General features: G+C 48.6%; 16 protein-coding genes. 8 read left to right on the forward strand and 8 right to left on the reverse strand.

The window, feature by feature from the left end; genetic code table 11:
- Window positions 1-3 precede the first annotated feature (3 nt).
- Window positions 4-828, forward strand: a complete 825-nt coding sequence (locus G445_RS0102700; RefSeq protein ID WP_022866031.1) for an undecaprenyl diphosphate synthase family protein — start codon at window positions 4-6, stop codon at window positions 826-828.
- A 173-nt stretch (window positions 829-1,001) separates the two neighbouring features.
- On the opposite strand, the gene G445_RS0102705 is transcribed toward G445_RS0102700, so the two are convergent.
- The 4 genes from G445_RS0102705 to G445_RS09355 form a co-directional block, all read right to left on the reverse strand.
- Window positions 1,002-1,934 carry a hypothetical protein gene (locus G445_RS0102705; RefSeq protein WP_022866032.1) on the reverse strand — a complete coding sequence of 311 codons (933 nt, stop codon included), beginning with the start codon at window positions 1,932-1,934 and terminating at the stop codon, window positions 1,002-1,004.
- On the reverse strand, window positions 1,931-2,644 hold the full coding sequence (locus G445_RS11110) for an exodeoxyribonuclease VII small subunit (RefSeq protein WP_022866033.1): 714 nt from the start codon (window positions 2,642-2,644) through the stop codon (window positions 1,931-1,933). Before G445_RS11110 ends, G445_RS0102705 begins: the two co-directional genes overlap by 4 nt.
- Window positions 2,637-3,848, reverse strand: a complete 1,212-nt coding sequence (gene xseA / locus G445_RS0102715) for an exodeoxyribonuclease VII large subunit (RefSeq protein WP_306718275.1) — start codon at window positions 3,846-3,848, stop codon at window positions 2,637-2,639. The genes G445_RS11110 and xseA overlap by 8 nt, the downstream gene beginning before the upstream one ends.
- Window positions 3,849-4,127: 279 nt before the next feature.
- Window positions 4,128-5,339: a DNA recombination protein RmuC gene (locus G445_RS09355; protein WP_022866035.1), complete on the reverse strand. Its 1,212-nt coding sequence runs from the start codon at window positions 5,337-5,339 to the stop codon at window positions 4,128-4,130.
- Between the two features lie 14 nt (window positions 5,340-5,353).
- Here G445_RS09355 and G445_RS11445 point away from each other — a divergent pair, with 14 nt between their 5' ends.
- Together G445_RS11445 and ychF are read left to right on the forward strand one after the other, a co-directional pair.
- Complete coding sequence (locus tag G445_RS11445; protein ID WP_022866036.1) at window positions 5,354-5,638, forward strand: hypothetical protein; 285 nt, start codon at window positions 5,354-5,356, stop codon at window positions 5,636-5,638.
- Window positions 5,639-5,718: 80 nt separating this feature from the next.
- Window positions 5,719-6,798 (forward strand): redox-regulated ATPase YchF, encoded by a 1,080-nt coding sequence (ychF, locus tag G445_RS0102730; protein WP_022866037.1) that lies wholly within the window; start codon window positions 5,719-5,721, stop codon window positions 6,796-6,798.
- Between the two features lie 273 nt (window positions 6,799-7,071).
- On the opposite strand, the gene G445_RS0102735 is transcribed toward ychF, so the two are convergent.
- Complete coding sequence (locus tag G445_RS0102735) at window positions 7,072-8,103, reverse strand: glycosyltransferase family 2 protein (protein WP_022866038.1); 1,032 nt, start codon at window positions 8,101-8,103, stop codon at window positions 7,072-7,074.
- Between the two features lie 249 nt (window positions 8,104-8,352).
- Here G445_RS0102735 and G445_RS0102740 point away from each other — a divergent pair, with 249 nt between their 5' ends.
- The 4 genes from G445_RS0102740 (at window position 8,353) to G445_RS10740 (ending at window position 13,057) form a co-directional block, all read left to right on the forward strand.
- On the forward strand, window positions 8,353-9,201 hold the full coding sequence (locus G445_RS0102740) for an NAD-dependent epimerase/dehydratase family protein (RefSeq protein WP_022866039.1): 849 nt from the start codon (window positions 8,353-8,355) through the stop codon (window positions 9,199-9,201).
- 56 nt (window positions 9,202-9,257) lie between these two features.
- Entirely contained in the window at window positions 9,258-11,096 is a 1,839-nt protein-coding gene (locus G445_RS0102745; protein WP_022866040.1) for a rhamnan synthesis F family protein, read from the forward strand.
- 50 nt (window positions 11,097-11,146) lie between these two features.
- Complete coding sequence (locus G445_RS09360) at window positions 11,147-12,214, forward strand: acyltransferase family protein (RefSeq protein ID WP_040430373.1); 1,068 nt, start codon at window positions 11,147-11,149, stop codon at window positions 12,212-12,214.
- Between the two features lie 72 nt (window positions 12,215-12,286).
- Window positions 12,287-13,057 (forward strand): methylated-DNA--[protein]-cysteine S-methyltransferase, encoded by a 771-nt coding sequence (locus G445_RS10740; RefSeq protein ID WP_022866042.1) that lies wholly within the window; start codon window positions 12,287-12,289, stop codon window positions 13,055-13,057.
- 104 nt (window positions 13,058-13,161) lie between these two features.
- Here G445_RS10740 and G445_RS0102760 read toward each other — a convergent pair whose 3' ends face one another.
- Window positions 13,162-14,220 carry an NAD-dependent epimerase/dehydratase family protein gene (locus tag G445_RS0102760; RefSeq protein WP_022866043.1) on the reverse strand — a complete coding sequence of 353 codons (1,059 nt, stop codon included), beginning with the start codon at window positions 14,218-14,220 and terminating at the stop codon, window positions 13,162-13,164.
- A 176-nt stretch (window positions 14,221-14,396) separates the two neighbouring features.
- A complete protein-coding gene (locus tag G445_RS0102765) occupies window positions 14,397-15,020 on the reverse strand; it encodes an HAD-IA family hydrolase (protein WP_022866044.1) in 624 nt (207 codons plus the stop codon).
- Window positions 15,021-15,238: 218 nt separating this feature from the next.
- Here G445_RS0102765 and G445_RS0102770 point away from each other — a divergent pair, with 218 nt between their 5' ends.
- The gene (locus G445_RS0102770) at window positions 15,239-16,531 is read left to right on the forward strand and encodes an amidohydrolase (RefSeq protein ID WP_022866045.1); all 1,293 of its coding nucleotides are present in this window, start codon (window positions 15,239-15,241) and stop codon (window positions 16,529-16,531) included.
- 147 nt (window positions 16,532-16,678) lie between these two features.
- On the opposite strand, the gene G445_RS0102775 is transcribed toward G445_RS0102770, so the two are convergent.
- Complete coding sequence (locus G445_RS0102775) at window positions 16,679-18,649, reverse strand: potassium transporter Kup (RefSeq protein ID WP_022866046.1); 1,971 nt, start codon at window positions 18,647-18,649, stop codon at window positions 16,679-16,681.
- Between the last annotated feature and the right edge of the window lie 97 nt (window positions 18,650-18,746).

Raw genomic sequence — 18,746 nt, forward strand, 5'->3', positions numbered from 1 at the left:
TGAATGTCTGGACCGTCGTGGCTATATAGAATGTACGAGTCTCGTTTACAACGTCAGCTCAAGGGTACGCGTATGCCGAGACATGTTGCGGTGATGCTCGACGGGAATCGTCGGTGGGCGAAGGAAATTGGGCGTTCTGCGACGTACGGACATGCGCGTGGTGCGGAAAAAATTACGGATTTTCTCGGATGGTGTAGCGAATCTGGTATCGAATTAGTTACGTTGTGGTTGTTGAGTACCGATAACGTGAAACGCGCGAAAGAAGAGTTGGAACCTCTTTTGGAGATTATAGCGACGACGGTGGAGAACTTGGCGAGCGTTCACGAGTGGGAGATGTCTATCGTCGGGAATTTGGATATGCTTCCAGGCGATTATGCTGGGCGTCTGCGTCACGCTGTATCAACGCAATCAACGTTAATGAATTCCTCACCCGAATCTGCTCAAGCACACGGGTCGCCGAAGCCTGAGGAGGGCGGGAGTAGCAAACTTCATGTGAATATTGCGGTAATGTATGGCGGGCGTCAGGAAATAACGGATGCGGTGCAGGCGTATTTGCATGAGCAGGCTGAGGCGGGTAAAACACTCGAACAGGTTGCCCAGGATTTCAGTTTGGAGGATATCGGGAACCATTTATATACGCGAGGACAGCCGGATCCCGACTTGGTTATTCGCACTTCGGGTGAGCAACGGATGAGCGGTTTCATGCTCTGGCAGTCTGTTCACACAGAACTTTATTTTTGTGAAACATATTGGCCGGCGTTCCGGCGTGTGGATTTTCTGCGTGCTCTGCGTGATTTTACGCTTCGAGATAGGCGCAAAGGCGCTTAATCCCGGAGCATTTTCGTGTAGAGTAGCGGTTTTTAGTCCGCGCTTTTGTTCGCGCACGTGGTTTTTTAGTCCGCGCTTTTGCGTGGCCTGGTTCCCGTGAGTGCGCCCGTTTGGGCGAGTTTGTTTGCCTTGTTGTTTGCCTTGGCGCTTGCTTTATCGCCTTCCCTGTGGGGTTACAAAATATTGTTGTAGCTTTGATATTCCAAGAAGGCATCCATCATTTCGATGCGTGTTATGGGCCGTTTCCTTCCGGGGGTTTTGTTCATTAGGGAACGGGTCGCTGTTGCTAGCGAAGAGACGCTGAAAACATTTGAGGTGGAAATATTTTCCAAGGATTCGCGTGCTTTTCCGCCGAGAAGGCTCACCCTGTCGAGCCCATCAATGCATGCTGTGAGAAAAGCAGGTGTGTTTGTATCAGTGCCGTGCGTTTCATCTTCGTCTAATGACGGAAGGCGTAGGGATTCACCGGCTTTGGTAAAAACGAGTGTGGATCCGTCCGCGAGCAGGAAGAAAATAAGTGATGCTCCTAAGCCGAGCCAGTAGTCGGAAATATTGGTGAAGTTTCTTTCCGCTGCGTCGAAGCCATAAAGCATGCGAATATCTTCGCTGGTCGCAATGACAATATCGGATATTTCGACGAGGGATTCAGAATGTTTACGCATATTGTCCGGTGGCGTTGAGTTGGCGTTGTCTAACAGGCTGTATTCTTCCATGGCTGGAACATATACAAGCGTCGAATATTGTCGAATGTCTCGTAGTTTTTTGGCGAGCTGCGGTGTGAGGAGGGGATTATGGCAGGTTTTTCCTCCAAAAACGACCGTTCGTGGGTGGTAAAGGCTCTCAATGATGAGGTTAGTGACGGCTGCTATAAAGGTTTCGGTTGTGAGCGTGGAAATATGTTCTATATCCGAGTAGGTCATATCGATGTGGTGTGAGCTTGCATACACAGATGTTTCCTGAGGGAAGGTGTTCGTTAGGGGGGTTGTGATGAAGAAAACTTCGCGTCCGACGGTGGTAATATATGCAGCGCTCTCAAGCATCCGGTAGGGTGCCCACCCGGATGCTTGTTTATATCCGCCTGCTTCTCCAAGGATAACTACGCTCATTCGAAATCCTCCGGGTGGACAGTGAGTGGAGTGGTGTCTAGCGCCGTCGTTTCTTCATCTTCCGGGTTGAAATCCTCCCCGTTATCTTCAGCGGATGTTTCAAGTTCGACATTTGCCGGTTTCGTGTGGGTGGCGGGAAGTGTAACTGCGGGAATATCTTCGGAGCGGACATTGTTGACGGCTTGTTGAAGTGCGGAAATCTTATCTTCTTGTGTAGTTGAACGCTGTGTGGAGGATTGGCCTTTGTGGGGGTGCGTGTCCTGGTTAGGCTGTGGCTGTTGATTGTGACTGTGGTCTGTTTGTGCGGGGTTGTTATCGTTGGGTTGTGCGGGGTTGTTATCGTTGGGTTGTGTGGTTCGGTTGCTCACAGGGTGTGCGGTATTGCTTGCGGGTGTGTTGTTTTGTGCGCCATTGCTTGTGGGTTCGTGGTTTTGTGCGGTATTTCCCGCAATGTTTGTGGTTGATGCCGATGTTTCACCGTTTTCGGCATCGTTAATCCTCTGGGCAACACCGTCTAGCCATGCCTGGCAGTGTTTTCCTAGTGCTTCTCCTATTTCCCACAGGCGCAGGGATTCTTCAAGGGGAATGGAGCCTTGTTCGAGGCGGGTAACGATATCGACGAGCCGTGCGCGTGCATCTTCATAGCTGAGTTTGGCAATTTTCGCGTGAAGATCCTCTTCGTGTTCGTGGCGGTGTTGTGTATCAGCCATGAGTAAGTCCTTTCGTTTCAAGTTCTAATGTACCGCGTGCAAGTACGGCTGTGAGGCTCTCACCGATGTGTGTGTGGCGTGAATCGGAAAGTACGTGGCGGGATGAATCCAGAAGGATGGAATATCCACGTTCGAGTGTTGCTTTGGGAGAGAGCGCACGTAGCTGCGAGAGTGAAGAATGAAGGCTAGCTGTTTCTTGCGATAGTGCGCGTCGCATATGTGTGTGCATCCATAAACGTAAGGATTCCAAATCCTGCCTGCGCATATTCACCATGGTTTGGGGATTTGCGAGGACGGGGTGGCTTGTAAGAGCCGATAATGTGGTTTGTTCGCGGGCTATACGGGAAGCAAGTGCGCGACGCATACGTTCGAGTGACGTTGTAATGAGTGCGAGTTCTTCGCGCATATCTGGAACGACTTTTTTCGCCGCATCGGTGGGGGTAGATGCGCGAAGATCGGCGACATAATCAGAAATGGGATTATCTCCTTCGTGCCCAATGGCTGATACGACTGGCGTGTTGGTTGCTGCAATAGCTCGAAGGAGCGGTTCTTCTGAAAAGGGAAGGAGATCCTCAACGGATCCCCCACCTCGGGCAAGAATAATGACATCAACATAGGGGAGGGAATCGAGTTCTTGAAGCGCCGGAATCATTTGGGATACCGCGGCTGTTCCTTGAACTTGAACTTCACGGATTGTGAAATGCACGCCTGGCCACCGTAATGTGGCGTTAACAATCACGTCCTCTTTTGCCTTGGTGTTGCGTCCAACAATGAGTCCGATGGAGCGCGGAAGGAAGGGGAGTGGTTTTTTACGTTCGGGTGCGAAAAGCCCTTCGGCTTGTAAGCGAGCTTTTAAGGCTTCGATTCGTGCGAGAATATCACCTGTTCCGACGGGACGAATTTCTTGTGCCCATAAGGACAGTGAACCATTGCCGGGATAAAAATCCGGTTTTGCCCATACAACTATGCGTGAACCTGACGACACCGTGGGAGGAAGAAGATGGCTCATGATTTTCACCGTCATCGAGACCTGTTCTTCCGTGTCTCGTAACGTTAAAAACTGGACTTTGGCTCCCGGACGGCGTTGAAGTGTCATCACTTCACCTTCAACCCAGAGGCGTGACATTGCCTCAACATATTCGCGCACTTTTGCAGAAAGCAATCGCAAAGGCCACGGATGCTCAGGTGACGTCTGGTGAGCCATCTGGGGTAGATGAGGAGGGACTGGTACACGTGTCGGCATAACTTCCATCTTGCCATGTTTCTTTCATCTGTGGTGTGTTGAGAGTGAGATATTGGGTTTATTTCCAGACAGAGCGAGGGTATTGATCGGCTGTCGGCTGTCGGCTGTCGGCTGTCGGTTCCCTACGAGTGAAAAATAAGCATCCTGGGCTGAGAGAACGTAGGTAGTGGGCTGACAGAACGGGCGAAACTGGCGAAACTGCGGAATAACTTCGACATGGAGGTTGGTTGTGGTGAAATATTAGGGCGTTTCATCTTGTTGGGGTGTATTTACTATCCGAAGAGAAGCCTCAATAGGGGCGGGTGTTTCGAGAGAGCACTCCAAAGAAGACAAGTTCCGTGCTGTGGCAAAAACTCTTGTTTCTAAGGATCCTAGGGCTTTATTGTAGCTATTGACCCCGGAACTTAAACTTTTACCTAAAGTTTCCATATGTTTCATAAATGACTCTAAACGAGACACGAGTGTTTTCCCAAGTTCCACAACTTTCTTTGCATCTTCTGTTGCGGAAGCTGTGGACCATACCGACGTAAACGACCGCAATATGGCTAGTAGAGAGGTGGGAGAAACAAGCGCAACACCATAAGAATATGCATACTCGAGAAGAGTGGAATCTTCTTCCAATGCTAAAGACAGCAGGGACTCGGCAGGAAGGAACATGAGGGTGAAATGTGGGGAGCCAGGGAAGAGTGCTGGATAATTTCTTTTTCCAAGTTCTCTAATATGTGCCCTCATATCTTGCGTGTGCTGTTTCAGAAGGGCTTGGCGTTGCGAACGGATTTCTCTCGGCTCATCTGTTTGGCTACGCAAATATGTAACATTGCTATCCGTATTGGATAGATCTTGTAGAGCAAGAAGTGCAGATAAGGGAACTTTTGAATCAACCGCAATATGGCAGTTTCCTGGAAGATGAATCACCATGTCTGGCCTGCTCCCCGAAACAGTTGACACCTGGGTATCAAAATCAACATGTTTCGTCATACCGGCAACCTCAACAATACGTTGAAGTTTCATTTCTCCCCACATGCCGCGGGAACTATGCCCGGTTAGCGCGCCCCGTAAAGACGACGTTTCCTTCGCTAACTGTTCCTGAATGCGGGTTGCGTTCGCGAACTGTTCATTGAGCTGAGCGCGTTGAGCCGCCTGCTGTTTCTCAACATGGCGAACAAGATTATCCATCGTTTGTAAAGACTGTTGGATAGGGCCAAGCGCGCGCAACACATTATTATCATCGCGCGTCTCTTCCTCCATATGCGTGGCATAATCCTCCAACATAGAAGAACGAGTTCGCTCCGATGCAAGCTGAGCCTGAAGATCCGCAATCTCCTTCTCCCAACCACGCACATTATTCTGCGCGCACCTCTGCCCAGAAAGACGCCCGAAAACCACGCCAAGAACTCCACCCACAACAAATGCGAGGGCGAAAACAACACATGAAAGCAGTGAAATAGTCATACCCCAATATAACCATGGGGGTCCCTCACTATTTTTTGCTCGAACTTCACGACGCTGTAGAAAATGCCCTTATTAGAGAATCCCAATATATTTCACGCAAACTTCACTCAATTTCACCGAGAGAAGCACGATTAACCTTCACCCAGGAGGATGCGCTACGAAAAAGTGACGAAAGAAAAGGGTTTTTGTCTCGCGTCATATTGCGCCAACGAAAATACGGCAAGCACATGTCCTTACATCCGCGAAAAATCAAAAACTGCGCAGAATGGTATATGTTTTCCGGGCATCCGTCGTCGTAAAAAATAATTCACGATGCGAAGAACCCCGAGAATACGCGCTACAGGAGATAAAAAACGACGAACTCGGTACAATTAAGGACGTGTCTTTAACAATTGGTATCGCAGGACTCCCAAACGTCGGTAAGTCCACGCTTTTTAACGCTTTAACCCGTGCAACCGTGCTGGCTGCCAACTATCCCTTTGCCACGATTGAACCGAATGTGGGGGTCGTTCCGCTACCGGATGAACGATTGAATAAGCTCGCAGAGATTTTTGGGTCTCAAAAGATTCTTCCCGCAACAGTTTCTTTCGTTGATATTGCGGGGATTGTACGAGGCGCATCCCAAGGCGAAGGGCTTGGCAACCAATTTCTTGCCAATATTCGTGAGGCAGACGCGATTTGCATGGTCACGCGCGCATTTGCGGACCCGGATGTTGTGCACGTCGACGGCCGCGTCGACCCAAAGGACGACATCGAAACCGTGACAACGGAACTAATCCTTGCGGACCTACAAACCCTGGAAAAAGCTATACCGCGCCTCGAAAAAGAAGTCCGCGGGAAGAAAACCGATCCCGAAGTGTTGGACGTGGCGAAAAAAGCCGTGGATCTCCTTGAAGCCGGGGAAGTTCTCTCCAATCACGCCGGAGAATTTGAAGAAAAAATCATTAAAAGCTTCCAGCTCATGACAACAAAACCCTTCATTTATGTGTTTAACACGGACGACGAAGGGCTGGTGGACAAAGACATGCAAGCCACGTTGCGGGACTTCGTGGCTCCCGCGCAGGCAATTTTCCTCGACGCAAAATTCGAGGCAGAACTTGTTGAATTAGAGCCGGAGGAAGCAGCCGAACTGCTCGAAGAAACCGGGCAGGAAGAATCCGGACTGGATCAGCTTGCGCGCGTCGGCTTCGACACGCTCGGCTTGCAAACCTATTTGACGGCGGGCCCCAAGGAGGCGCGTGCCTGGACAATTCATAAGGGCGACACCGCTCCGCAGGCCGCCGGCGTGATTCACACAGATTTCCAGCGCGGATTTATTATGGCGGAAGTCGTGAGTTTCGAGGATCTTATGGAGTACGGCTCCGTGAATGCCGCGAAAGAAGCTGGCAAGCTTCGCATGGAAGGCAAAGACTACGTTATGCAGGATGGGGACGTGGTCGAATTTAGGTTTAATGTGTAGGGCAGATATATTCTTAACGCCAATGGGGCGGAAACAATATATGGAAAACTAGATGAGAGCTTTGGGTAAGGGGTTGGATTCCATCGCTTCAATGACCGTCCTAAACTACCAAACTCAAGCCACCCTTTTGTAACTCCGGGCGTGGTAAAACTATCAATAAGATCTCGTAACAACAAGCACCCCTTTGTTCGAGAATGCGGAAAGTATGAACTGTCCTTCCTGTCAGTAGGTGAATGATTCCCTAGTCCACCCTTTTTAGGAGCAGTTCACGGCTTAGCCTTTCATTCTGCGATGACGGTCAAGGGCGCGCCGATATAAAGGTCTATTGTTTTCTGTAATTTGTGCGAGTTGGGATATTTGATTACGCAAACCATCTAACTGTTGGTGTAGGAGTTGTACTTGACGCGCTGTTTCTTTTATTTCATGGTAGAGGCTTTGCTGAACGGAGGCAATTTGTTCGCGCAATAAAGTGATATTTTCCATGGTTTCCCGGTGATAATACGCTTCTGCCAGCAGAAGGCCTAGACCAGGATATTTCGCGTTTTCATTTAAATCAGCACGTAGATATTCTTCACGAATTTGCCGGTTAATATCGCGGTGTTCGTTTTGTTCAGAAAATACGGAGTTCGCCATGGAGCCGGTGGCACTTTCACGTTGGTGCCAATGTGCAAGGAGGGCATCAATGAAACCTATTGGTTTGCTTGCCAAGACACGAATATTGAAATCCCAGTCAGCTTGTACCGGGAAGTTTGTTCTCCAATGTCCAATTTGATCAGCAATATCCCTGCGGATTAGTTGGGAAATAGTGGGGCAATAATTTTCTATCGCACTATCAAGAAGGGAAATTGATCTTTTATCAGTAGCCAATATTTTTCTATCTATCTCACGGATTTGCTCCCCGTTAACTTCTTCAAATATCACATCTGTTCGTGTTGAAACCCCGGCGTAATCTGGATGTTCCCTCATGAAAGCGGTTGTTTTTTCTAAGAATTCTGGTTCCCAGGTGTCATCATCGTCGTGAATAGCAAAAAATGGAGCGTGGTGAGCTTCTAAACCAAAAGCTAAAACTCCTTCGCGGGTGGTGTTCCCCCCTGTATTAATAAATAGAACTCGTTCCTGAAAAGCTTCGGGTTGCTCACTAATGAGAGATTTCACGACGGATTCGTCGCCGTTGTCGTTAACAACCACAAGAGTGTAATCGTTGAATGTCTGCATCGCCACGGAGCGTAGGGCACGTTTCAGCAAAACAGGGCGATCTTTCGTACGCAGTATAATAGTAACTAAACTATCTTTATTTTCAGACATTTTGCTCCTTTGCGAGTAATCGACGCCTGTGCGAATTACTATGTGGCATTAACGACAATAATACTACAGTTATTCTAAGTGCCTGCGTTTAGTGCGCGTCTACGAGTATGTATGTTTAATGTCTGAAGGAACGCGTCGCTAATGAATGTACGCGTAAAACATGTTGTAAATCAGGAGCGTGAACTTGGGCGTTTATGAAGAGTTTTACATTATGAAATGAGTGATTTTATAGTGTGTTAATATTTGCCTATGGTGAAAAATGTGAAAACTGTATTGGTGACGGGTGCTGGTGGCTATATTGGGCGCCATGTGGTTTCATATCTTGCAGATAAAGGTGTAAATGTAACGGTTGTTGATTTTAAGGTCGACGGAGTAGATCCTCGCGCACAGGTAGTTTCCGCAGATATTTTTTCTGGCAATGAGGATATTTACGATCAGCTTGGGCGCCCGGATGTTGTCATTCATATGGCGTGGCGTGATGGCTTTAAGCATAATTCTCCGGCACATATTGATTACCTTGCAGACCACATGCATTTTATTGAAAACCTCTACAAAGGCGGATGCCCGCAGGTTGTTGTTATGGGAACAATGCATGAGGTTGGCTATTGGGAAGGTGCTATAGACGAAAACTCTCCATGCAATCCGGCCTCACTCTACGGTATTTCCAAAAATGCGTTGCGCCAATTCAGTGAATTAGTTGCGCGTCAGAATAACGCGATTCTCCAGTGGGTTCGCGCCTACTACATTACGGGCGACGATGTCCGAGGAAACTCCATTTTCTCCAAGCTTTTGGTTGCTGCCAATGAAGGGAAAACAACATTCCCCTTTACGCAAGGAAAGAATCTCTACGATTTCATTACGGTAGATGAACTGGCGCACCAGATTGGTGCAACTGCTCTTCAAACGGAGGTGACCGGCACAATCAATGCTTGCACGGGTAAGCCGATGTCTCTTGCAGATAGGGTTGAAGCGTATATTAAGGAAAACAACCTTAAGATTTCTCTTGAATATGGAGCGTTCCCGGATCGTCCCTACGATTCTCCAGGAACCTGGGGAGATGCAACCAAAATCAATCATATTTTGGCTACAGAAAAGTAGTCTTATCTACACGCCTCTCGAATGACTCTAGAACACTCGTGATAAAGGATTAAATTATGAAGATGCTCGAGAATCCGAAACGTTTTGGAATTTTCTTTTTCTACGACGGTGATGGTGTCGTGGATGGTTACGTAGATACCTTGGTTCTGGATATGAAAAAGAACTTGGACGAACTGTGCATCGTTGTCAATGGAAAGCTAAACGATGCAGGGCGAGCGAAGTTTGAGTCCTGGGCGGACAAACTGATTGTTCGTGAGAATGAAGGTTTGGATGCTTGGGCGTATCGTACGGCATTATTAGATGCCGGATGGGATAAGTTGAGCTCGTTTGATGAGGTTGTTCTTTTTAACGCCACTATTATGGGGCCGGTATATCCGTTCAAGGAAATGTTTGCCGAGATGGATAGCAGGGATACAGATTTCTGGGGTATTACTTGGTTTCACAAGATTGACGTGGATTTGTTCGGTAAAACTCCGGAAGGTTTTGTTCCTCGTCATATTCAATCGCATTTTCATGCTTATCGACGTTCTTTAATTACGTCGTCTGTTTTCCAGGAGTACTGGGAGAACCTGCCGGAAATAAAAGATTACACAGATTCTGTTGCTAGGCATGAAGTTCCGTTCACGAAGCGTTTTGAGGATCTTGGTTTCGTGTCGGATGTCTATGTGAATACTGAGGATGTTGAAAGCTATAACCGTCATCCCGTGTTGTTTGCGCCAGTTCAGCTTATTCGTGATAAGCGCTGTCCTATTTTTAAGCGTCGAACGTTCTTCCATGATTATCGTGATGTGCTGATGCAATCTATAGGTTCGGCACCGATGGATTTATATGAATATTTACGTGACCACACCGATTACGATGTGAATCTTATCTGGGACAATCTGTTGCGTACATCGAACTTAATGGATCTTGTGCGTAACATGAAACTCACGTATATTTTTCCGACAAAAGCGCTGAATCCTCCAGCACTAAAGCGGAAGAATAATCGTGTTGCGTTGATTTTGCATGTGTATTATATGGATCTTTTGAAGGATCTCCTGAAATATGTTACCTCCATGCCGGAGGGGACGGATGTTATTTTCACGGTGGGAGGTGAAGAAAAAGAACGCCAGGTGAGGCGGGCAACGGAAGGGCTTCCCTATAATGTTATTGTCCGTCAGATTGAGAATAGGGGGCGTGATGTTTCAGCTCTCTTGGTTGGTGTAAAAGATATTATTAATGATTATGATCTTGTGTGCTTTGCTCATGATAAAAAGGTAACTCAGCTTAGTCAGGGATCCGTTGGGGAAGGGTTCGCACGTAAATGTTTTGATAATCTTTTCCCGACAAAAGAATATGTGGAAAATCTTATTAATAAGTTTGATGAAGAACCACGCCTGGGCATGATGTTCCCTACAGCTCCGAACCACGGAGAATATTTCCCTGTGTACATCATGTCAAGCTGGGGTCCGAATTTTTACAATACGCAGAAACTGCTCAAAAAACTAGGTGCCAATGTTCCGTTAACGAATAGCAAGGAACCAGTCGCTCCGCTTGGAACTATGTTCTGGTTCCGTCCAGAAGCATTGAAACCACTGTATGATTATGGCTGGACATATGAAGATTTTCCGCCAGAACCAAATAATACAGACGGAACCATTCTTCACGCTATTGAACGTGCTTATGCTTATGTCCCTCAGTCCGAAGGTTACTTCTCGGCATATTGCTTTTCAGACGAGTTTAGCCGTTTGGAACTAACAAATCTTGATTACTACACGCAGAATATTCTTCGCACCTGGCAACTACCCATGAATAATATTGCTGCTGGACGGCTTCCTGTTCGGGTTTTGCGTAAGGTTTTACCGAGTTCCGCATACAATCAATTACGTCAGCTTTACCGTAAAATCAGGAGATAGTAATTCATATGAATGGAGAGAGCATATCAGGGAAGAATGAACAAAATTCCGTGAGTAAAGTCAATGAAACTACGGTTAAACCGAAAAGAAAAAGACTGTTTTACCTTGATTTTATTCGCGCTCTCAGTGTCTTCCTCATTGTCCTCACACATTTCAACAATCCGTTTTTTTCAAACGGTGGCTGGTTACTATTCAATAACCCGTTCAATATCTTTGTGGGCAATTTGGGGGTTTCCCTCTTCCTCATTATTTCGGCCTCGGCCCTCACGGTAACATACGGGAAAAGAATGAATCTGCGCCACTATTTTTACCGCAGGTTCATGGGAATCTACCCTATGTTTTGGATTGCTTACATTGTTGGAGCCTTCACACTGTTTGCTTTACACCTGCGGCCACTAGCCAACGGGCAACCAAAATGGTCGGTAATCTTCAGTATTCTCGGTGTGGACGGTATGGTCGCAAATCTTGGCCTGCCGAACATGTACTTATTGGGTGAATGGTTCCTCGGCTTTATTGTCATCTTCTACTTCTTTTTCCCGATTATGCTCTGGGGAGTTCAACGATTCCCGTGGATAACGGCAATAGTTGGAGTCGCCATTTGGGGAGGTTTCCTTTTCTGGTGGTATTCAGGAACCCATTACGTAGCACCCGCGATTTTCTTGCCGGTCAGGATTATTGAACTGTTCTTTGGAATCTATATGGCGCAATACTGGAAAAAGCTCCCGGTATGGGCCGTAGTCCCCGCATTAGGAATTCTTATTGCTTCCTCACTTCTTCCACAAATACCGGAAGATGTTGCCACAACCTTTGTTGGTATTGCGGCATTTGTGATACTCGCCGTTCTAGCAGAATTTCTTGACAGGCAACCAATCCGCAAAGTTATTGCGTGGGTGTCCAAATATTCCTACGCGATTTTCCTCGTTCACCACGTCATTATTATGGTGATGTTCAGTCTTTCTCCCATCACAACATATGGAACTGCGGCTAAATACTTTGCGTTCGGAAATATTTGTGTACTCACAGGTGTCTGTGGATACGTTCTTTTCCATGTCCATCGCTATGTGATGAAAGGCGTTTTCGCAGGGATTGCAAAGGTAGGCGGGACAAAGGCCAAGTAGCATCATAGTTGCAAATCTTCGTTACGACGAAAGGGGTACGCAACACTACATCTCATCGTCTATCGTTAAATTATGGAAGGTTGTGTTCTCAAGGGAAGTGTCCAATCCCCGTGGGGGAAAATAGGGTTGTGCGCGTCTGACACGGGCATTGTGCATGTTCATCTTCCGACTAGAAACCACTGCGGGAACCCTGTATTTCCAGGTTCATTAACGCCTGTTAATATCACCTCGGATAACGGGGCCGAGCCCCTTAGAAGTGAAGAAGGTTGTGCGCAGCAGAAGGATTTATCCGTCGAATACAGTATTACTGAACAGAGTGGCTCCGCCACCCCCAGTGAATACATAAACCTTTCACAGAAGAAACTCAATGCAGGAACAATCCTTCACACGGCACAAACACAAATAGCCGAATACTTCACTGGAAAACGCCGAATCTTCACGGTTCCCCTTGATGTCCATCAGTTTCTTCGCGTCCCCACAGGGGCGACGAATAAGGAACAGGTGGCGCAATACGCGGATATCGTCGAACAAGCGAAGCATCTTCTTCCTGAGGACGCTTACGAATTTGCCCTCGTAGCCAAGGATTATCTGAACTTCACGCACCGCGCTCAATTGTCGCTCTCTCACGTGCCGTATGTGAAAACCGCCACGTACAAGGATATAGCAGGCCTCGCAGGGAATCCTAAAGCTGTGCGCGCTGCGGGAATGGGGTGTGCCTCGAATCTTCTCCCCATATTTTTACCTTGCCATCGCATTATTCGAAGCGGTGGAAACCTCGGCAACTATGGCGGGGGAGTGGAGATGAAACGCGAGTTGTTGACTATCGAAGGGTATTTTGGATAAAGGTATCAGGAAAAACGTGTGCCCTCCCGTACATTATTCAGGGGAAGACACACGTTAAAGGTCTAGTGTTGTTTGGCGATTTTTCCAGATAGCCAAGCGCGGGACTAAATCTGCCCACCCTCATCCAACCAGGTGGTGAGCAAACGCATTCCTTCCTGAAGAGACACGCGAGGTTCCCATCCCAGATCCTTCGTCGTGCGGGAAATATCTGCCCAACCGGCGCGAATATCTCCTTCACGGAACTGCCCGGTTATCTGTGGTTCTGGGGCGCCGTAGGTGGTGGTTGCAATACGTGCTACATCCATAACGCTTGTTTGAACGCCCGTTCCTACATCGTAGGCGTGAGGAGTGGCATGCCCGTGAAGGACGCCGGCAACAATTGCCTCAGCGACATCTGAAATATACACAAAATCACGGATAATATTGCCATCTTCGTACACGGGAATGGTTTTCCCAGCTTTGGCCCAACGCACAAACATGGAGATAATCCCGGTGTAGGGATTTGTGAGGGACTGACCAACACCGTAGACGTTTTGGAGGCGGAACGTGACGCATTCGCTTCCCATCGAACCGCACCAAGAAGCAAGCAGGTTTTCCTGAGCCAACTTGGTGGCCGCGTAAACATTGGCTGGATTAGCGGTAACGGTTGATGCTTCCTGAGCTGTTGGATGTAAATTCTTGAAATCCCACTCGCCATTCACCAGCATTTCGTGGGTACGCATACCCGGGTAGACGAATTCTCCGTTCTCATCCTGCCAGCGACCTTCGCCATATACTGCGCGAGACGAGGGAAGGATAATCTTTTCCGGGATAGTATCGTGGCGCGCAAAAGCATCCGTCATTTGGGTTGTGCCGATAACATTTACCGTTGCATGGCGCGTGGCTTCAAGGAGCGACTGAGAAGTTCCCGTTTCTGCAGCCAAATGAATCACAACGGTGGGTTTCGTGTCCTTCAACAGAGAATCCCACATGGCGTTGTTCGCAACATCTCCGATAACGAGCTCCACATGAGGATGTAAGCCGATAGGGCGAACGGGTTTGGCGTGAACTTGGGGATGTAGGTTATCCACCGCAACAATTCTGTCAAATTTTCCCACAAGCAAATGGCTCAATGCGCAACCAATAAAACCAGCTCCACCTGTAATTAAGCACGTTCCCTGCATAAACCTTCTCCCAAGAAATACTATGTATGAAATCTTACCTTATTCAGTTCGTTGACGAATAAGCCACAAGCGGGTGTTAATGGCCCAGGATTTTTGTAAGAGAATATTGGCGACGATAATCGGAATAATCTGCAAGCCCTGAGGAAAGAACTTGCCACAAGCCCTGAAAAAAGAACTTAGCCGATTAGACGGAGAAGCTGGGCAAGCGCCTGAATGTGAATATCCGCATCAGGAGCGTCCATGGGCACTCCCGGTGTTTCTAAAAGAGCTACATCCATTCCCACGGCGTGAGCAACGTTAATATCAATGGATCGATCCCCGACCGCGAGACATTCCGACAGCTCAAGACCATACTTGTCCAGGAAATAGAGGTGCATTGCCGAATCTGGTTTGCGCGGGAATCCGTCCTCGGGACATACAATATCGTCAACATCAAGACCTAAACCACGCAACAACGCTTCCGCACTTTTCCTATCTCTATTCGTCACGACAAGGTTTAAACCACCGACGCTTTTGACGCGGTCAAGAATGTCCGTGATGCCGGGCATGGGCCAGGGTGGATTCGTTTCCCAACAGTGTTTGAGGGCGCGCTCTGCTGTGCGGAACTCTTCTTCAGGGATTCCGAAACGTTCGCTGAGAACATTGATTGCATGTTTTGTGGAGACGCGAGTTAACTGCGCAACATTGAGATCAAGGACGTTGTATCCTGATTTTTTCACGACGCCAGCCAGCATAGTGTCCAATTGAGGATATGTATCCACCATGGTTCCGCCTAAATCCCAAAAAATATTGCGATACATGGCGCACCTCCTGTCTGACCTTTTATATATATACTACCCAAGCTAGTTATGTGAAACCTGGGAAAAATGCGAATATAACGATTCTGTTATGTTACGTTTTATTGGGGTGCGCAGAAGGCATATTTTCGACGACGCGCTGGCAAATGGTGTGAAGAACGCCGAGAATTCTCTTCACTTTTCCAGGTGACAGCTAAACTATAGAAGGATGAAGGAGAATCATGTTACCCGTCGAACTTTTACCAACAGATGAAGAACTACGCACCCTTCACGAGGCGCAAAAAGAATTTCACCGTTTCCCCGAGCGCTCCCTTCAAGAGGTTGCTACAGCGAAAAGATTACGCACCAAGCTGGAAAATATGGAGTGCGGGCCAGGGGTCACCCTTGAGTTTGTTGAGAGCGCAAGTACTCCTGGTTTTGCCTGCGTCATGCGAAACGGGGAAGGGCCTTGTGTGGGGTACCGCGCGGATATGGATGGTTTGCCGGTCCAGGAGGACACCGGGTTGCCCTTTGCCTCGGAAAACGAAGGTGTGATGCACGCCTGCGGGCATGATTCCCATATGGCTGTGTTCCTTGGGGCGGCTCGTGCTTTTGCTGCGCATCCTCAGCTGTGGAGCGGGACGATTGTGTTTATCGCCCAGGCTGCCGAGGAGAGTGCGGAAGGTGCGCACCTCATGATCAAGGACGGAATGTGGGATCGCATGCCACATCCTGAGGTCATGTATGGCGCCCATGTGGTGCCTCGCCCGGCAGGATGGGTGAGCCTTTACCCAGGTGGGGCGCTTCCGGGGAGCGAGGGCTACGAAATTATTATGCGTGGGCGTGGCGGACACGGCTCCCAGCCCCACACCGCAATTGACCCGGTCGTTTTGGGTGCCTCCGTTGTGATGCGACTCCAAACCATCGTTGCCCGCATGACGAATCCCGATAAAAACGCGGTTGTGACGGTGGGGAAGTTTGTTGCAGGTACAGCGGATAACATTATTCCCGATTCGGCTCAATTGCTTATTAATACCCGTTTTAGGGACGAGGAAACCGGGAAGATTATTGGAGACGGGATTGCACGTATTGCCCGAGCGGAGGCAGAAGCGAGCGGAGCTCCTGAACCCTTCATTCGCTGTATTCGTCACGTTGTTGCGACGACGAATGAGCCCGAAGCAACCGAACGTTTGCGCCGTGAACTGGTTGAGGCAGCAGAAAAGGTCTTTGCCAATCATGCCAACGAGGATGGCCAATCTGGTTTTTCGCGAAGTGGCGGGCTTCCTGAATGTGCGCCCTTGAATATTGTTAAGGAATCCTTCGGTTTTTCCGAAGATTTTGTGTACTGGGGTGATGCGATTGGTGTTCCCAGTGTGTTCTGGCTCTATGGTGGAATGGGTAGCGAACAGGTTGAAAAGTTCGGCGAAAACCCGCCCGCCAACCACTCCCCGTTCTTCTATGCGGATCCCGAGGCTTCCCTCGAGCCGGCACTTCGCGTTGCCCTTGTAGCGATTCACGGGCGCGTCGGTAAATAACGCACACTATGTGGGCTAGCCGACTGGCCGATTAACTATGTGGGGTAGCCGAAGCCGGCTACCCCACATAGTTAATCGCTACCATATCGCGCATATCTTGCTCGAAAAAATTAAAGAGTTGCGGATTATTCACTCACCCAAGAGCTACTAAATAGCAACCGTTCGCGCTAATTCCAAAGTTCGAGAACGTGGCAGAGATTTATTCCATTGCGGGGAGGCAGAAAGCTTGGAGAGGAACACAAAAAGTTTTGTCCGCAACGTGCTCATCCTGGATTTTTTCGCTACCTGCACATCAATATGGCTGAGCATCCAGGTTGCCTGATGGAGCTTCCATGTTGTGAGCCCGAATTCCTTCTGCGCCCACAATAAATCCTCGGGAACATTACGTGAATCCATAAAGCCGTAGGTAATGGTAAAGTGAACGACACCCTGGGTGGAAAGTCGCTCAATTTTGACACGATCTTCCTGGGCAATATAGGGACGTGGCGCCGTTTTCAGGGACAAAATAATCACATGGTCGTGAAGTGCCCTGTTGATTTTAGTATTAACTTTCAGCGCAAACGGTGCCGTATTGATAAGGGAATGCGGGTAAATCGCGGTTCCTGGAATACGTCGAGGCGGTTGTTTTTCAAGAAGGAAGAGGAAGTCTTGAAGAGGACCTTCATTTGCCGCGCGTTTCGCAGTAATAATTTTTTCTCCACGTCGCCATGTTGTCATCACAATCATGAGGGCGCTCGCAATAACAAGTGGCAACCAACCACCTGTGAAAATTTTTGCGCAATTTGCGGCGAATAACGGTATTTCAATGCAGAGCAAAATTCCGCCCATGAGCACTGTCCACACGGGTTTCCAACGCCATACAAGATGCGTAACGGTAATGAGGAGCATCGTCGTAAGAAGGAAATCGGTAGAGACAGCCAAACCGTAAGCAGAGGACAACCGCTCAGAATCCTGGAAAATAATGATCACGCAGGACACCGCAACCATAAGTAGAGTGTTCACACCAGGTAAATAAACCTGCGTCGATTCGCGTGCGGATGTGTGGCGAACCGTAAGATGCGGAAGATACCCGAGGCGGGAGACCTGGCGAGCAACAGAATACGATCCCGCAATAACAGCCTGCGCGGCAATAACGGTGGCTACCGTCGCCAATAATGTCAACGCTAAAGCATACGATTGGGGAACCATGGTGAAGAAGGGGTCGCGCACATTGTTCATATCCGCTAAAAGGTTAGCGCCCTGACCAAGATAGTTGATGCACAGCGAGGGAAGAACGAAAACGAACCACGCACCCGTAATCGGTTGGCGCCCGAAATGCGCAATATCCGCGTAGAGGGCTTCCGCGCCGGTCACGGCAAGCACAATGGCGCCTAGGGCAACGAAAGCTACGAAGGGGTGATAGGCAATAAAAGCGATGGCGTATTGTGGCGAAAGTGCTCGAATAATCGCGGGGTTGTGAAGAATATGAGGGATCCCGATGGCAGCCAACACAATAAACCAACATGCCATGATTGGCCCAAAAACGTGCCCCACTTTTTCGGTGCCGAAACGTTGTGCGGAGAACAAGGCAATAAGAATTCCCAGGGCGACGGGAACAACGAAAGATTGAGACAAATCCGGCATTGCCACGAGGGTTCCCTCAATTGCGGAGAGGACGGAAATTGCCGGTGTAATCACACTGTCGCCAAAAAATAGCGCCGCACCAAACATGCCGACATAAATAAGATAGGTGGAAGTTTTCGGGCGCGCTTTAAGCCGGGAACGCACGAGGGTCACCATGGCGCTAATTCCGCCTTCGCCGTCGTAATCGGCGCGCAGAACGTTTAAAACGTATTTGCCTGTGACGATAATAATAAGGACCCAAATAATAAGGGATATGACGCCGTAAATATTGCTCTCGTTAAGCGCGACGGCCCCGTCATGTACGGTAAAAACAGCCCGAAGAACATAGAGCGGGCTGGTGCCAATATCTCCGAAAACAACACCGAGGGCCGCGAGCCCGAGGAGTGCATTTCGCTTCATGGAGCGGGGATGAGAAGTCGCCTCGTGAGAGCTATGAGGTTTCTTTTTTTCATCTGCACCGCGCGAGGAGGAAGAGACCTCGTGAAGTTTGCTCATGGAAGAATTCTACGCATTATGCCTGTGTATGCAAGTTTGTGAGGGTTTTTCGGATGCCATATGAGAGACATGTGTGGTTTGGGGTTCTTTCCGCGTT

Origin of the sequence: Actinotignum urinale DSM 15805 (assembly GCF_000420445.1) — a bacterium.
Taxonomy (GTDB): Bacteria; Actinomycetota; Actinomycetes; order Actinomycetales; family Actinomycetaceae; genus Actinotignum; species Actinotignum urinale.

Excerpts from the sequence above, each read along its gene's own strand:
- G445_RS0102700 (WP_022866031.1), top strand. The coding sequence starts at position 4 with ATGTCTGGACCGTCGTGGCTATATAGAATGTACGAGTCTCGTTTACAA.
- G445_RS0102760 (WP_022866043.1), bottom strand. The coding sequence starts at position 14,220 with ATGCAGGGAACGTGCTTAATTACAGGTGGAGCTGGTTTTATTGGTTGC.
- G445_RS0102765 (WP_022866044.1), bottom strand. The coding sequence starts at position 15,020 with ATGTATCGCAATATTTTTTGGGATTTAGGCGGAACCATGGTGGATACA.
- xseA (WP_306718275.1), bottom strand. The coding sequence starts at position 3,848 with ATGGCTCACCAGACGTCACCTGAGCATCCGTGGCCTTTGCGATTGCTT.
- G445_RS09355 (WP_022866035.1), bottom strand. The coding sequence starts at position 5,339 with ATGACTATTTCACTGCTTTCATGTGTTGTTTTCGCCCTCGCATTTGTT.
- G445_RS11445 (WP_022866036.1), top strand. The coding sequence starts at position 5,354 with ATGGGGGTCCCTCACTATTTTTTGCTCGAACTTCACGACGCTGTAGAA.
- G445_RS0102735 (WP_022866038.1), bottom strand. The coding sequence starts at position 8,103 with ATGTCTGAAAATAAAGATAGTTTAGTTACTATTATACTGCGTACGAAA.
- G445_RS11110 (WP_022866033.1), bottom strand. The coding sequence starts at position 2,644 with ATGGCTGATACACAACACCGCCACGAACACGAAGAGGATCTTCACGCG.
- G445_RS0102740 (WP_022866039.1), top strand. The coding sequence starts at position 8,353 with ATGGTGAAAAATGTGAAAACTGTATTGGTGACGGGTGCTGGTGGCTAT.
- G445_RS0102770 (WP_022866045.1), top strand. The coding sequence starts at position 15,239 with ATGTTACCCGTCGAACTTTTACCAACAGATGAAGAACTACGCACCCTT.
- G445_RS0102705 (WP_022866032.1), bottom strand. The coding sequence starts at position 1,934 with ATGAGCGTAGTTATCCTTGGAGAAGCAGGCGGATATAAACAAGCATCC.
- G445_RS0102775 (WP_022866046.1), bottom strand. The coding sequence starts at position 18,649 with ATGAGCAAACTTCACGAGGTCTCTTCCTCCTCGCGCGGTGCAGATGAA.
- G445_RS0102745 (WP_022866040.1), top strand. The coding sequence starts at position 9,258 with ATGAAGATGCTCGAGAATCCGAAACGTTTTGGAATTTTCTTTTTCTAC.
- G445_RS10740 (WP_022866042.1), top strand. The coding sequence starts at position 12,287 with ATGGAAGGTTGTGTTCTCAAGGGAAGTGTCCAATCCCCGTGGGGGAAA.